The 14,004-nt window shown below is 61.1% G+C and carries 12 protein-coding genes; 11 read left to right on the top strand and 1 reads right to left on the bottom strand.

Annotated elements, in window-relative coordinates; all coding sequences use genetic code 11:
* The first annotated feature begins 2 nt into the window (after positions 1-2).
* A complete protein-coding gene (locus tag JF616_20885) occupies positions 3-794 on the top strand; it encodes a hypothetical protein (GenBank protein MBW8890217.1) in 792 nt (263 codons plus the stop codon).
* 139 nt (positions 795-933) lie between these two features.
* Positions 934-1,101 carry a DUF1328 domain-containing protein gene (locus JF616_20890; GenBank protein ID MBW8890218.1) on the top strand — a complete coding sequence of 56 codons (168 nt, stop codon included), beginning with the start codon at positions 934-936 and terminating at the stop codon, positions 1,099-1,101.
* A gap of 25 nt (positions 1,102-1,126) precedes the next feature.
* On the opposite strand, the gene JF616_20895 is transcribed toward JF616_20890, so the two are convergent.
* On the bottom strand, positions 1,127-1,603 hold the full coding sequence (locus JF616_20895; GenBank protein MBW8890219.1) for a cupin domain-containing protein: 477 nt from the start codon (positions 1,601-1,603) through the stop codon (positions 1,127-1,129).
* A gap of 135 nt (positions 1,604-1,738) precedes the next feature.
* On the opposite strand from JF616_20895, the gene tssI reads away from it, so the two are divergent.
* From tssI to JF616_20940, 9 genes are all read left to right on the top strand, one after another.
* Entirely contained in the window at positions 1,739-3,922 is a 2,184-nt protein-coding gene (gene tssI, locus JF616_20900; protein MBW8890220.1) for a type VI secretion system tip protein VgrG, read from the top strand.
* Complete coding sequence (locus JF616_20905; protein ID MBW8890221.1) at positions 3,922-5,022, top strand: DUF2169 domain-containing protein; 1,101 nt, start codon at positions 3,922-3,924, stop codon at positions 5,020-5,022. The genes tssI and JF616_20905 overlap by 1 nt, the downstream gene beginning before the upstream one ends.
* Positions 5,023-6,147 carry a PAAR domain-containing protein gene (locus JF616_20910; protein ID MBW8890222.1) on the top strand — a complete coding sequence of 375 codons (1,125 nt, stop codon included), beginning with the start codon at positions 5,023-5,025 and terminating at the stop codon, positions 6,145-6,147.
* Between the two features lies 1 nt (position 6,148).
* Complete coding sequence (locus JF616_20915; GenBank protein MBW8890223.1) at positions 6,149-9,142, top strand: peptidoglycan-binding protein; 2,994 nt, start codon at positions 6,149-6,151, stop codon at positions 9,140-9,142.
* A gap of 3 nt (positions 9,143-9,145) precedes the next feature.
* Positions 9,146-10,291 (top strand): hypothetical protein, encoded by a 1,146-nt coding sequence (locus tag JF616_20920; protein ID MBW8890224.1) that lies wholly within the window; start codon positions 9,146-9,148, stop codon positions 10,289-10,291.
* On the top strand, positions 10,288-10,899 hold the full coding sequence (locus JF616_20925; GenBank protein ID MBW8890225.1) for a hypothetical protein: 612 nt from the start codon (positions 10,288-10,290) through the stop codon (positions 10,897-10,899). The genes JF616_20920 and JF616_20925 overlap by 4 nt, the downstream gene beginning before the upstream one ends.
* A gap of 122 nt (positions 10,900-11,021) precedes the next feature.
* Positions 11,022-11,633 (top strand): hypothetical protein, encoded by a 612-nt coding sequence (locus tag JF616_20930; protein ID MBW8890226.1) that lies wholly within the window; start codon positions 11,022-11,024, stop codon positions 11,631-11,633.
* Between the two features lie 12 nt (positions 11,634-11,645).
* A complete protein-coding gene (locus tag JF616_20935; protein MBW8890227.1) occupies positions 11,646-12,500 on the top strand; it encodes a hypothetical protein in 855 nt (284 codons plus the stop codon).
* Between the two features lie 54 nt (positions 12,501-12,554).
* On the top strand, positions 12,555-14,004 hold a 1,450-nt coding region (locus tag JF616_20940), incomplete at its 3' end, for a hypothetical protein (protein ID MBW8890228.1).

Genomic DNA, 14,004 nt, shown 5'->3' on the forward strand with positions numbered 1-14,004 from the left:
CGATGCAAGAAGCCCTCGCCCTGACCTGGAAAACCTTGGACGCCCGTTTGCGGAACCTGCGTTTCGGCGCCGCCGCGGCCCTGGCCGATTTGCTGGTCCTGGCCGGGCTGGCCATCGGGCTGCGTTCGCCCTGGGTAACCCTGGGGTTACCTATGCCGATCCTGCTGGGGGTGGTTTTCGTGGAACGCGATCGGCGCCTGCTTTTCGCCTGGGAAGATCGAGTGCTGGCCCTATGGGGAAACTCGGATCTGAGCATGGGCGTGCTGGCGCGGACCCTCGCCGATTTCCCCCATCCCCTGAAACAATCCCTGCGGGCCATGGCCGCCGGGCTGCCGGAGAACGGGGATTATCGCGTCCCCGATGCGCCGGGCCTCGCAGCCTATCGATGCGTTTTCTGGACCCGCAGCCTCTTGGAGGAAATCCGCTTACGCAGGTCCGCCGTTCTCGCGCTGGCCTTGGCTTGCCTGCCCTTCTCCGTATGGTGGTTCTCCGCGCATCTCCGCTACGGGTTGCTTATCGGCCTGGCTCCATTGGCGATCGTCCCCATCGGCCAGGCGGTAGGTCTCCGCAGGGCCTGGCGGGCATGGCAGGGTCGCCGCGGCGGTCCGCTGTCCGCGGAATCCGCCCCGTCCACGCAGTCAGCCCCATTGGCCCAGTCAGGCCCATCCTCCTTATCCTCCGTCCCCGGCTGCGCCGAGCGTTTGGAAAAACTGGATTGGACCCGCATCCCGGCCCGTTGGCGCCGAACCCTTCGCGCCGAACTGGGGCTTAGGGATCCGGCCGGTCCCGGCTGAAAGCGACTTACCCGCGCCGGCCGTCTTCGGCAAATCGATTAATCGGAGAGCGCGAAGAAACTATTTGCTTCCGGCCCTGTCGAACGTATTTCCGGGTTATCCGGCCGAAAAAAATGCGGCCCGAATGAAGGAGACTACCGTGTTACACTATTCCTTGGTATTCCTGGTTTTCGCCATCGTCGCCGCCGTCCTCGGATTCAGCGGTCTGGCGGGCATGGCGGCCGGGTTCGCGAAAATCCTTTTCTTCGCTTTCCTGGTGATTTGGCTGGTTACCTTCCTCCTGGGCCGCAAACGCACCTTGCTCTGAATCCTAGAACCAAAGGATTTGAGCTCTAAATGAATCGAGCCAATCGGGGTTGGGCCGCACGCAGCTTGCGGCCGGCCGCCGGATCGTCCCGCATGAGCAGGAAGTCGGCGAAATCGAAACCGGGGCCCACCGTGCATCCGGTCAAGGTGTAGTCCCCGGAGGATTCGGCCGCTTGCCATTCGCCGGCGGCGATGACCTCCACCGGGGAGCGTCCCCGGCCGGGCGGCCCCAGCGCCAGGCGTCGCGAGGATGCGAAATCCTTGGACACCCGCCACAGGCGCAAAGGGGCGCCGGCATAGTAATGCCAAACCTCATCCGACGCGACGCGGTGGAACACGCTCTTCTGCCCGCGCTCCAATAGGAAAAAAATCGTGGTCAGGGCCGCGCGCCGGCCCTTCCGCGTCGCGACCGATTCCCGCGAGCGGTGGATTTCCCGGTAGTATCCCCCTTCCGGGTGGGGCGACAAGTGGAGCCGGCGTATCAGCGCGGCGGCAGCTTCCATCGGAACATCTTCCTTCCAAAAGCCCCAAGCGGACGGGCGGAATCCCGACCCGTGTGATCCCGCTCACCGAAGGGGTCGAAGTGATTAAACATATTATTATTCCGAACGCTCCAATCCGCGGCGAAGGGAATCCGAATGCCATCTTCAACGGTCCTCAAGTTCTCGCTCAAGATCGGAGCCCTCGCACCGGACGCTTTCCGGGTGCTGGAATTCACCCTCGAAGAGGCCATGTCGGAATGCTTCCGCTTGCATATCGAAGCCGCCAGCAGCGACCCGAACGTCCCCTATGCCGACCTGATCGGTAAGGACGCGCATCTCACCGTCGCGGGGGAGGATTTCTCCGTCAAGCACCATGGCGTGGTCACCGCCTTCAACCAGTATCCCGACAGCAGCAAGAATTTCGGGCAGGAAAGCTACCTGTACGAGATCGCCATCGAACCGCGCCTGAAGCTGGCCGCCTATACCTCCCAAAGCCGCATCTTCCTGAAGAAGTCCTTCCAGGATATCGTCACGGAGATCCTGAAGGGGGCCGGCCTGGCCGCGGACGATTACGAGCTGAAGATCAAAGGCACGCCCCGCAAGCGCGAATACGTGGTCCAGTACAACGAGACCGATCTCGACTTCTTCTCCCGCCTCCTGGAAGACGAAGGGCTCTATTACCGGTTCGATCATGCGGGCGATAAAGAGAAGCTGATCCTGGCGGACAACCTGGACGGCATCGCCGCCATCTCGCATACGCCCACCGTGGAGTACATGACCGAAACCGGTCTATCGCACCTGGTTTCCGAGAACGAGAAGAAGGACCACATCATCAAGTTGCGCCGGACGCAACGGATGGTCACGGGCAAAGCCACCGTCAAGGATTACAACGACCGGACGCCGGACGTGGCGGTACTGGGCAGGGCGACCAAGCCCGGTCAAGGCGAGGATTACCGCTATGGGCCCCAGGCCCTCAATACCGGCGAAGCCGATCGGATCGCGACCCTGCGGGCGGAGATGCATGCCGCCGTCAAGATTAAGCTGGAAGGCGAAGGCATCTGCCGGGCCTTCCGCGCGGGCATGCGCTTCGAACTCAAGGATCCCCACGGCAACAGCCACCTGGAGGGGAAATACACCCTGCTGCGCGTCATCCATCATGGGGATCAACGCGAAGGCTTCGAAGGCGACAAAGCCAAGCTGATTTATAAGAACGATTTCGAATGCATTCCCGCCGATACCGTTTACCGCCCTCCCCTGCGGACCGCCAAACCCAAGATCGCCGGATTCCTATCCGCCAAGGTGGACGGCGTGGAGGGCCAGTACGCCTTCCTCGATGAGGACGGCCGCTACCATGCCAAGCTGCCCTTCGATCTCACGGACAAGAAGGACGGCCAGGCCAGCCTGCCCGTGCGCATGAACCAGCCCTACGGCGGGCCCAATTACGGGATGCACTTCCCCGTACACATCGGCAACGAAATAGTCCTGGCCTTCGAGGATGGCGATCCGGATCGACCCATGGCCCTGGGAACCGTTCCCAACCCGAGCACGGCTTCGCCCGTGAACAAGCGGAACCCGTCGGAGAGCATCATCCGCACGGCCACCGGCCACCAGATCAAGCTGGACGACAAGGACGGCAAGACCGTCATCGAGATCATCACCAAGGGCAAGCACGTGATCACCTTGAACGATGATCCGGATCATCAGGAAATCCGCTTGAAGACGACCAACGCCAACGAGCTGGTGTTCGACGACAAGAACAAGCACATCACCATGCAGACTCCCGAGGGCGCGCATATCCTGAAGATGGATTACGATAAGAAGGTCTTCTCGGTGGATACGAAGTACGGCCATAAGCTGACGATGGACGACGAGAAGAAGGCGGTGGCGCTGCAGACCAAGGATGGGCACATCCTGAGGCTGGACGACGACAAGAAGCTTCTCACCTTGCAGGACGGGAAGGGGAAGCACGTGATCCAGATCGACGCGGGCGGGGACCTGATCTCCCTGACCACCTCCGGAGACATGGAGTTCTCCGCCAAGGGATCGCTGAACATCGAAGCGAAAGAGATCAGCATGACCGCCAAGTCCGGGGCCATCAACGTCAAGGCATCCGCGGGAGACATCTCGGCCGACGGCATGAACATCAATTTGGCGGCCAAGCAGAAGCTCGCCATGGAAGGAAAGGTGGAAGCCGGATTGTCGGGAACGCAGACCAAGGTCGAAGGCAAGGCTACCCTGGAACTCTCGTCCAAGGGCCAGACCAAGGTGGGAGGATTGCAAGTGAGCGTAGCGGGGCAGGCCATGAGCGAGCTCAAAGGCGCCGTGGTGATGATCAACTGATGGAGTGGCTCAGCAAAATCGTACCCGGCAACGCGCCGGACGGCAACCCCATCCTCTCCGTGCTCGGAAAAAAAACCTATCGGTTCGCGAACGGGCAAATCGCGCTCGAAGACGATCAAGAACAGATCCCCTTCACCGAGGCGGATGAATTCTGGGGCGAGGGGAAGCCCCAGAACGATGCCATGAAATTGGAATCGGATCTGGTCGCTTTCAAACCCATGACCGACGTCATCCTGATCGGCAAGGCGCATTCCCCCAGGGGCGCCAAGGTCCCCTTCCTCGACGTGGGGATCCAGATCGCGTCGAGCCGCAAAATCGCCCGCCTCTTCGGCGATCGTAAGGCCTACGTTACGGCGACGGGAATCGATTTCACCCCGCCGGAGCACTTCTCGGAGATGCCCCTGGATTTTTCCCGCGCCTATGGCGGTTCGGATACCCGTTCGGACGAGGGCTTGACCTACACCTATCTGAGGAATCCCATCGGGCGCGGATTCGTGATCAAGAACCATCCCAAGGCCGTCCAGGATCTGCAGCTCCCGAACATCGAGGATCCCCAAAGGCCGCTGACCCCGCAGAACTTATGCCTAGGCCGTTTCGAGAAGTGGAAAGAAGCTCCCGACCCGGTCGCCTTCGGATACCAGAACAAGAATTCGCACCCCCGCTTCACCTTGGCGGGACTGCCCCCGGATCAATGGGCCCAGGCCGAAGCGGAACGCCTGCATTCCCTGAAAGGTATGCGAACCGTGGGCACGCCGGGCTCGCCGGTACCTCCCCAGCCCGCGCCCATGCTGAACCCGCTCTTCTTCAACGGGGCGTCCAAGGGAATGTGCCTTCCCTCCCTCCGAGGCGACGAGGGGATCAAGTTCGCCCATATGGACAGGGACGCGGCGCAATTCTCCTTCGCCCTTCCCGGCATCCGCCCGAAAGCCTGGATCGACGTGGGCGAAGGCCGCGAGGAGATGGCCATGTCCTTGCATACCGTCATCATCTATAAAGAGACCAACCAACTCGTCATGGTCTGGCGTGGATGCGCCTACTACGGCGGCATCGATGCGCTGCGGACCTTCACGGCCTTCGAGTGCGGAGTGGAGGAAGCTTGAATGGGTAAGCCTGCGGCCCGCATGGGCGACACCACGGCGCACGGCGGTACCATTAGCCTGGGCCTCCCCACCGTGCTGATCGGGAAGATGCCCGCCGCCTGCCTGGGCGATATGCATATCTGCCCCATGTGCACGCCCGCGGTTCCCCCCATTCCGCATGTGGGCGGCCCCATCAGCCTCGGGAGCACGGGAGTGCTGATCGGCAAAAAGCCCGCGGCGCGCGTTGCGGACATGACGGTTTGCGTCGGCCCCCCATCCATGCCCGCCATGGGCTGTATGACCGTGCTGGTGGGCGAAGTCGGAGGCGGGGGCGGAGGCGGCGGTGGAGCGGCGGCCGCCGCTAAGGCTGCCGCGGTCAAGGGACCCAAGGCCGCCAGCCCCTTCCCCCTGGCGGAACCTCCGAAGGATGCGGAAATCCATTCCATCGAATGCGAGTTCACGGATTCGGCCGGGAAACCCTTGTCCGGCGTCCCTTACGTGATCACTGATCCCGACAAGCGTGAAATCGCGGGCGTATCCACGAGCGACGGCGCGGCCTATCACGGCGGTTACGCCAAGTCCGGCGGATTCAAGCTCCTGGTTCCTGAATTGAAGAACGCCAAGTGGAAGAAAACCCGGCTCGGCCTGGATCAGGAGGCAGCCTTCTCGGTGGAATGCGATCTTCCCGCGGACGTGAAGACGGCTTATGTCTCCATCATCGAGGAGCGCGGGAACCGGCGACGCAGCGTGGCCCTGGAAGAAGTGGCTGTCGCGGGGAAGAAGATCGAAGGGACGTGGAAACCCGATACCGCGGACATAGAAGCCCCGCCCTTGGAAGGGGACGAGAGCCTTGCCGGGGAGCGGCCCGCTTACCATTTCCTATGCGAAGCCGGAGGATTGATCGTCCTCTCGGATACCTTGTCCATCGTGGACACGGCGGAGATCGAGCTCGTGGGCGGGGACGATGCGGGCATAGCCGATGCCGAATACGAGGCTACCCTTCCCTCGGGTGAAATCAAGAAAGGCAAAACCGATCGCCAAGGGAAAGTCCGGATCGCGGATGTGGATCCCGGCGATGTGGACATCACCTTCCCGAAACTGCACGAACCGGAACCGGAGGAAGACGACTCCGGAGAGGCGGGCTGAGATGGCCCCGCGCGGAGGCGCGCCTGCGACCCAGGCTCCCACCCATGCTCCCGTAGGCGGCAAAACCCGCATCAAGCTGGACAAGCATACCTTTCATGTGAAATTCCAGATGCTCAATCCCCTGAGCGGGGCGGCCATCGCCCTGCCCAAGGGAATCAAAGCCCATTTGTTCAATCGCGACGCCACCGTGGGCGATCCGGTCAAGTTGGACTCCCAGGGAAAGGCGGCCCTGACCTTCACCCGAAAGCCTACCGGGCCCAATCCCCCGCAGGACTTCAGCTTCGGCCTGCGCCTCGATGCGCGCACTTACCTGGATATCGGCAATGGGAAGCCGGTCAAGGCGGATTCGCTCGGCATGACCGATAAGCGGGACCTGTTCGAAATCCCCTTGGAGATGCGCACGTCCCAGGGCCATTTCAAATACGGCGCCATCACCGGATTCGCCCATGGGCGCTTCGCCAATTACGCGGGAACGGGAGCGGGGACCAAAGGCGCGCCTCTTCTCTTCACCCTGAATCTCCACTGGTACCCGTTGCAGTTCCGCTTCTACGACATCCTGACCCATGCCCTGGCCGATATCCCCCGAGGCCTTTGCGTGCAGCCTCGCCTCGGCAACCAGACGCCGGCGGAAGCCCTGGAATCCCTCGGCATGGTCGGCGCCTTCCAGCCCGTGGCCACGGTGACCGGAATCAAGCAAAGGCTGCGCTGGTTGGGATTCTACAAGGGCGATATCAACGAAACGGAAGATGCCGCCACCCGCGCCGCGATAGAAAAATTCCAGAAGAAGCATAAGCTGGAAGCCAACGGCCGTCGCAACGCGGCGACGGAAGCCGCCTTGACGGAAGCCTTCTATCGGCGGCGCGTGTCCGTGATGCAGGGGGCCGCCTACCTGGTACCGGTGCTGGCGAAAGATCCCCCGCACGCGGAAGTGCAATTCCAGATGGACCATAAGGACCTCTGGGTTTTCACCAAGAACGACAAGGCCGCCCCGGTGGTCCAGGCCAAGCCCAGGGCGGAAGTAGGCGCGCTCGCCTATCCGGACCGGTTCAAATGGTACGACCTGCCGGATTTCTGGACCTCGCGGGAAGCCCAATTCCGCCGCGGCGGCAACATGAACGTTTTACATGCCTGGAAAGGCTTGCCCGCAACCCTGGGATGCTATCCCGCCGGCAATACCGCCATTCCCGCCGGAGATCCCTTGCAGGCGATCCTGGACGACATGGTGCTGTTGCAAAGCAATGGTACGGCACTCGAAGCCATCGCCCCGACGGATCGCTACGCCGTCTTCGGATTGGACGGCGAGGTACGCGATCCGGATCCGGACCAGCCTTACCTCTCGATGGCCCGCAACGCCGGGGCGAATTACTTCGCCATCCGCGATGACGCGGCCTTCGCCATCCATCTCAGGGGAAACTATTACTTCGGGCATCATGCCCGCGTACCGGCCAACCTCGCGGGGGCCGGCCTGCGCGCCGCGGTGCTTGGTTCGCAGGTGACCCGGGATATCCAGGAACCGCTCGTCCCCGGCGCCGGCAATCTCCAGGAGAATTATTTCCACGGCGTGGATTATCGCGACGGCAAGGTCGTTTCCTACTTAATCGTGTATTGGTCCTGCAAGCTGGCCCGTAGTGCATCGACCACGGGAGCGAATATCGCCATAGTCGACGCCGCCATCGTGAAGTACAAAAAATTCGGCATGGTGTATGGGAAGAAGCGGCACGAGGAACCGGACTTCGAGGTGATCGATAAAGAAAAGCGCACTCATCAACGGACCAAGGTCCTCAAGCATTTCGTAGTCTGGGATACCCCTTCGGCCAAGTGCAGCGTGAGCGTGCACAATGGCAGGGAGCGGGACAATATGGAGCTCACTAAAGCCAGCTTCGCCGCGGATAGTTGGCAGGCCACGAACAGAGGCTGGCAGACGAATCCGGGGGGATGGTTTACCGCCGCGCATGAAATGGGCCATGCCTGCGGCCTGGACGACGACTATATCGAACCGCCGGATGCTTGGATCCAGGGATGGACGCCGCCGATCGTTCCCCGCTTCAACCAATGGGTGAAGGGCAATCCGTTGGCAGAAGACTCCGGCAGCCTCATGGGTCCGCAGTGCATGGGCTTCCGCCACCGGCAACTTTTCCATCACGTGAACTGGATGAATACCGATCCCGCCATCAGGGCGCTGACCGGTAACGTCCGATTTCTTGCCAAAAGCGGTCGCAGCGAATATTACATCCCTCCCCGCCCAATCACATTGCCGCCCGCTCCCGGCGATCGCAACTTCCTGACAACCGAGACCAAGCACATCCACTACATCCCCGTTCTCGGGCAGAATGCGGTGTCCCATGGGACGACGGGAAACATGGATCTCGTCTTGTACAAGGTCGGAAACGATCAAACCCTTAAGGTGCTCGTCCCCAACCAGGAATTCGACGCCATACTATGCGTTTGCCTTTACGTCAGATGGGCCTTCCAGGACGTCGGCTCCGCCGTTTGGCAGCCCGTCGATAAGGAGAACTTCATCAAGGCGCGCTACGATGCCATCTCCAGCTTGATCAACCGCAAGAAATACTTAGGTACCTCCAACTCAACCTATTTCAAAAAGATTTATCTCCTCTTCCGTCTTTACTTCCACGAAGGCGCCGACAGCGAGGAGAACAAAATGTGGCAGAGTCCGGGGACGCATATCCAGCCCCACTTCGACATCACCGCCTGGCGCCACAATCCGGCCCAACGCCCCCTCCCCCCGAGTTACCACACCGCCGGTTTCCAGGCCAATATCTTCGACGTCGATGAGAATTCCCATCCCATCCCCTGGTTCCGCTTTATGCTCGGGCTCCAGGCGGCTAAAATCCAGGCCGCGTCTCTGCTGCGCCGGGCAAGCGTGACGGAGAAGACGACCCTCAAGAATTCCGATCTCGGTTTCCTCCGGGATTGGGCCAACACCCATCTGGGAGCCGCCGGCATCGGCAGCGGCTACTCCATCAAGGACTTCTAGGCCATGGACTTCAACTGCTCGGCCGGAAACCCGCAACGCAATCTGTATATCGATCATGCCGTGGCGGGAAAACCGGATCGAGTGGTACCCATCGCGCTTCCCGATTTCGCAGGCGAGAAAACCCTCTTCGTCCACGAGCATGGGGATTCGATTTGCCTATACTCGGGCGAAGCGATGCATATCTATGCCCCGGACCTGACGAGCCATAAGTTGATTGGCGCCTTACCTGCCGGCCCGGCAGTTCTCCTGCTAAAGGACGGAGCCTGGGCCACCCATGATGGCCCCGTCCGCAAGTATGATGCGGCCTTCAATCCCATCGTGGAAGACACCGTGGTGCCGCGGGGCGGCGCCTGGACGACCTGCCTGGGGGTCTTCCCCGTGGGGGCGAGCGTGGCCCTGGCCTACGCTTTTTCGGGAGGGGCCCGCCAGTGGGCTCCGGAACTCCTCCTGAACGTGGTCAAGGAACGTCCGCCCGCACCGCCGGATCCCGACGCGGAACCCGATCCGGATAACGAAATCCCCCTACCCGGTCTTGAAGTCGTCTCCCGATCCGCGCGGCCCGGTTATGTTAATTCCATGGTCCAGCTCGGCGGGCTCCTCTATGCCGCTGGCGATGGCGGCCTCACCATCCTCCTTCCCGACGGAACCGTTCGGAAGGAAATCAACCTGCCCCGGGGGCTTTGGAACCTTTCCGCCTGCGCCGAAACGGGAAGCGTCGGCGGATTCGCCCAAGATGCGGATGAACGCTGGATTTACCGGGAGTACGAAGCCGGCGGCACGGAGATCCTTGACTACACCCTAACCGGTGCCCAGGCCCAAGGACAAGCGGTGTTCGGTCCCGACGGCTCCCGCTATCTCATGAGCGAAAAACGGCTGGTGAAGCTGGGACCCCGAGGAGATCGGATCTGGTCCCAAGCGCTCCAGACGGAGCATGAGAAAGCACCCTCTTTCCTGGTTTACCGGAACGGATGCGCCTTCGTCGATGGCGGCGCCCTGGTCCTGCTGGATGAGCGGGGGACCATCCTTTTCCGCGTTCCCCTGCCCCGCCAGCGCATCAGCTCGCCGCCCTACCTGGATGCCTCGGGACGCTTTTGGCTAGGGCTGTCTCATGCAGAGGAAGCTATCCTGAGAGTGGAGTTCAAGGTATGAGGGCCGCGTTCGTCATAGCCGCCCTAACTTTAGGCGTATTCATGTCGCAAGAGGCCCGTTCGGCCCCGCCCGATCCGAAACTCATTAAGCAATTTCGAGCGCTCCAGGACAGCTTGGCCCGGGTCCGGGAAGCCGCCGGCCCATGGAAGCGGGCCTTGGAAAGAGCCTTCGCCAAGGAGTCGGACACCGCCTTGGGACGAAAAGCCGCGGACTTGATTTTCCTGTCCACATATAAGCATTACCCGTTACCTGAAAAGGCGGACCGCGATCTCAAAGCCGCGCGGCGATTCTATGCGGCCTGGAAGAAGCTCTCGGGTGAATGCGTGAAGGCGAAGCTTTCACCCCTGGAACTAACACAGGCCATATACCAATTGACCAATTCGGACTGGGCGCCCGTGAGCGTAACCCTAGGCCCGGGGTTAGACAAACTCTCCGAACCCGCCGACCTGCGCGAATGGGGGCTGGCGCTCATCGCCTTCGGCAAACGGGCTAAGGCTGAGGGGATGGATCCGGCCGCCTCCTGGGATCTCCAGGCGGAATCCTACCTGGTCCGAGAACCCGGGGATCTGGCCAAGGCGAATCTGCAACCTGCTCCGGTAAAGTTCTGAGGATCACCATGCCCGAAATGAGCGGCCAAAACGATCAAATCCAGGGACATGTGGCGTTCGCTCCCGATGCGGCTGGGACATGCCCATGAAGAGGACGGCGTTTTGAAAGTGGAATTCAAACCATGAGGGCCGCGCTCAACATCGCCTTCCTGGCCTTAGGTGTATTCATTTCGCAAGAGGCCCGTTCGTCTCCGCCCGAGCCGAAACTCATGAAGCGATTCCAAGCGCGCCAGGATAGCCTTGCGCGCGCCCGGGAAGCCGCCGGACCCTGGAAAGCCGCCTTGGAAAAAGCCTTCGCTACCGGGGCGGATACGATCTCGGGAAAGGAAACCGCAAACCTGATTTTCCTCTCTACCTATAAACACTACTCGCCTCCCGGAAAGGCGGACCGCGATCTCGAATCCGCCCAGAGGTTCCTTGCGGCCTGGAAGACGTTGGCCGTCGAATGCACGAAGGCGAATCAGCCTCCCTTGGGACTGTCACGGGCCATTTATGAGTTAACCAATTCCGACTGGGCGCCGGTGAGCTTCGCTACGGGCCCAGGTCTCGATAAGCTGGCCGCGCCCGCCGACCTGCGCGTATGGGGACTTGCGCTGATCGCCTTTGGCAAGCGGGCCCAAGCCGCGAAGATGGATCCGGCCGTCGCTTGGCGCATTCAGGCGAAATCCTATCGGGTCCGTGAACCCGGGGATTTGGCCGAGGCGGAATTGAATCCTCCTCCTGTTGCACTCTAAGGAGATGATCCCATGCCCGAAATGAACGGCCAAACCGATCAAGTCCTCAAGGTCCAGCTCAAGTCCCAAATCCTGGCGGCCTCCTGGGAATTGGCCGAGATCGCCGCGGGCGGCACCGTGCCGATCGAGGTGACGACGCTCTACGTAGCCGAGGGATCGGACATCCAGATCACCGTGAAGGATCTGGAAGGGAAAACCATCGACACCGTGAAAGGGAAGGTCTACTCCAATCTATACCGCGCCCCATTCACCGCCTCCAAGCCCAACAAGACCGGCGGCATGTACTACGAGGCCGAGCTATCCCCCCATGGCCTCAAGGCGGTCAGCCCGCGGCTCAAGGTAGGCCCGCCGGTGAAAATCAGCGGCCTGAAGTTCCTGGACGAGAAGGGCGCGGAGATGAAGTCGTTCGACCAAGCCGATCGCATCGAGCTGACGGGGAAGATCGAAGGCCCGCCCGAAGGCACGCCCTGCACCTTCGCCCTCTACCTGGACGAAGGCAAGCCGGAACCCACCTTCATCCGCTCGGCCCAGGGCAAAATCGAAGGCGGCAAGGCGTCCTATATCTGGAAGTTCACCCCGCCCTCGTGGGAGCCCCGTCATCTGATTAAGAGGGACATAGCCCGGGACGGCGAGGAATACTCCCCCATGCGGTACCTTTTCGAATTAGGCTGCCTCGGCGTCCGCGCGCTATCCGCTCCCCTCGAGTACGTGAGTTGGGTGGAAGTGGACTTCGGGCCCATCCAGGGAAAGGCGAAATTGCAGATGCCCGATGGCTCCGAGAAAACCATGGATATCCCCGCCGATGGAATCTTGAAAGTCGCTTCGCCCGGCGCTGGCCGCATTCTGCTGCTGGATATCCTTACATGATCGCGACGGCATTGCCGCGACCCTATTCGCTCGCCGCCTGGGAAGGAAAAAGCCATGTCGAATGAATCCACCCAAACCTATGCAGCGGCCCTGGCCACCGGCCGCGCCCACAAGCTTCCCCTCGTTCCCGTGATCTTCCGGGCGCATGAGGAATTGAAATGCCTCGATGCTGATTTGCTGTCTCAGGACCATGCCAGCGTGGAAGGCAAACCCGTAAGGTCGATCTTACCGGGCGAATTCCAACAAGCTCTGCAATCCTGGCCCGCGTCCCAGGACCTGGAGAAGAAAGGCTGGGGGAAACCCAAGGTCGCCAGCGATAGGTGGATTTACGTGTTCCGTACGCGCGAAAGCGGCGGCCTTGCCCTCGATGCCGAAATCCAGGTGAAGGCGGACGGCGATCAACAACCATGCAAATGCGTATCCTGGCTGCCGGCGGATAAGCAGAAATGGGCGAAGCAATTCCCCCGCCCCGCGACGGTCACCAAGAAAATCTTCTACCTGACCTCGGCCGATCAGCATTTCGTCTTCCTATCCGATTCCCAATTGCCCTACAAGCGCATCGATTTCTATACGACATCCAAGGGGCAGGCCGCCCTGAAGCGGCGCGCCTTGGAGATCCCGAAAGGCGCCTTGGCCCAGGTCGACAAGCTGCCGGCCGCCATCGATTTGCCGGACTCCCGCCTCATCGCCAAAAAGGCGCGGGCCCGCGCCCAGAAGGCCCGGGAAGACTACCTAAAGTTCACGGGCGAAGAGACCACCGCAGCCAAACGCTACATCGCCGATTTCCTCTGGCAGATTTCCAAGAAGGAAGAGAAGGTGGAGAATTGGGTGGCCATGGGCGAGGTGGAAGCCTTCCGGCACGAGCAAGAGCAGAAGATGCGCAAGCTGATGGGCGCAGCCGAAGCCGAAGAGGCCTTCTTCTACGCCTGGATGCTGACAGGCCCATTCCGCGAGGCCCGCGAGGACGCTTTCGCCTCGGAGGAGAAGGATTTCGAACCGCTGGAGAAGTCCTGGTTGGAGGACGAATCCGATCTCCTGGAAGATTCCCTGCTCAGCCGCTATGGTCTGGATTACCTGAAAGAGGAAGGCGAAGAGAACACCTGGTCCGACCGCATGTTCCTGGGGGGAAGCGAGAGTTATTCCGTGAAGAAATCCCTGATCTCCCTGGACGACGGGAAGCTGGGGAATCTACTGAACAAGTTCCTGGTCGGCCGCGTGTTGTGGCGGATGAAAGGATCGGGGCTCACCACCGCCGTAATCACCTTCGAAAAAACGATCGCGATGCAGGCGGAAATCATTCTGGATTTGGAATTGGTGGTTCATCGGCTCCGCCTCCCCATGGCGAATTTCGGGAAGCATCAAGGCAAATATTTTTGGCTGGAAACCGACCGTATCAAGAAAGTGACCCGGATCCATTGCGAAGTATCCAATCTCGAGGCCTCGCTCAAGAACATACCTACGGAGAAATGGAATAAGGCGGTAGAGGGGCTCGAAAAGATCAGCA

The organism is Fibrobacterota bacterium (genome assembly GCA_019509785.1).
Lineage (GTDB): Bacteria > Fibrobacterota > Fibrobacteria > UBA11236 > UBA11236 > Chersky-265.

What these genes read in the sequence shown, in the direction of transcription:
- JF616_20885 (MBW8890217.1), top strand. Translation starts at nt 3, where the DNA reads ATGCAAGAAGCCCTCGCCCTGACCTGGAAAACCTTGGACGCCCGTTTG.
- JF616_20895 (MBW8890219.1), bottom strand. Translation starts at nt 1,603, where the DNA reads ATGGAAGCTGCCGCCGCGCTGATACGCCGGCTCCACTTGTCGCCCCAC.
- tssI (MBW8890220.1), top strand. Translation starts at nt 1,739, where the DNA reads ATGCCATCTTCAACGGTCCTCAAGTTCTCGCTCAAGATCGGAGCCCTC.
- JF616_20905 (MBW8890221.1), top strand. Translation starts at nt 3,922, where the DNA reads ATGGAGTGGCTCAGCAAAATCGTACCCGGCAACGCGCCGGACGGCAAC.
- JF616_20910 (MBW8890222.1), top strand. Translation starts at nt 5,023, where the DNA reads ATGGGTAAGCCTGCGGCCCGCATGGGCGACACCACGGCGCACGGCGGT.
- JF616_20915 (MBW8890223.1), top strand. Translation starts at nt 6,149, where the DNA reads ATGGCCCCGCGCGGAGGCGCGCCTGCGACCCAGGCTCCCACCCATGCT.
- JF616_20920 (MBW8890224.1), top strand. Translation starts at nt 9,146, where the DNA reads ATGGACTTCAACTGCTCGGCCGGAAACCCGCAACGCAATCTGTATATC.
- JF616_20925 (MBW8890225.1), top strand. Translation starts at nt 10,288, where the DNA reads ATGAGGGCCGCGTTCGTCATAGCCGCCCTAACTTTAGGCGTATTCATG.
- JF616_20930 (MBW8890226.1), top strand. Translation starts at nt 11,022, where the DNA reads ATGAGGGCCGCGCTCAACATCGCCTTCCTGGCCTTAGGTGTATTCATT.
- JF616_20935 (MBW8890227.1), top strand. Translation starts at nt 11,646, where the DNA reads ATGCCCGAAATGAACGGCCAAACCGATCAAGTCCTCAAGGTCCAGCTC.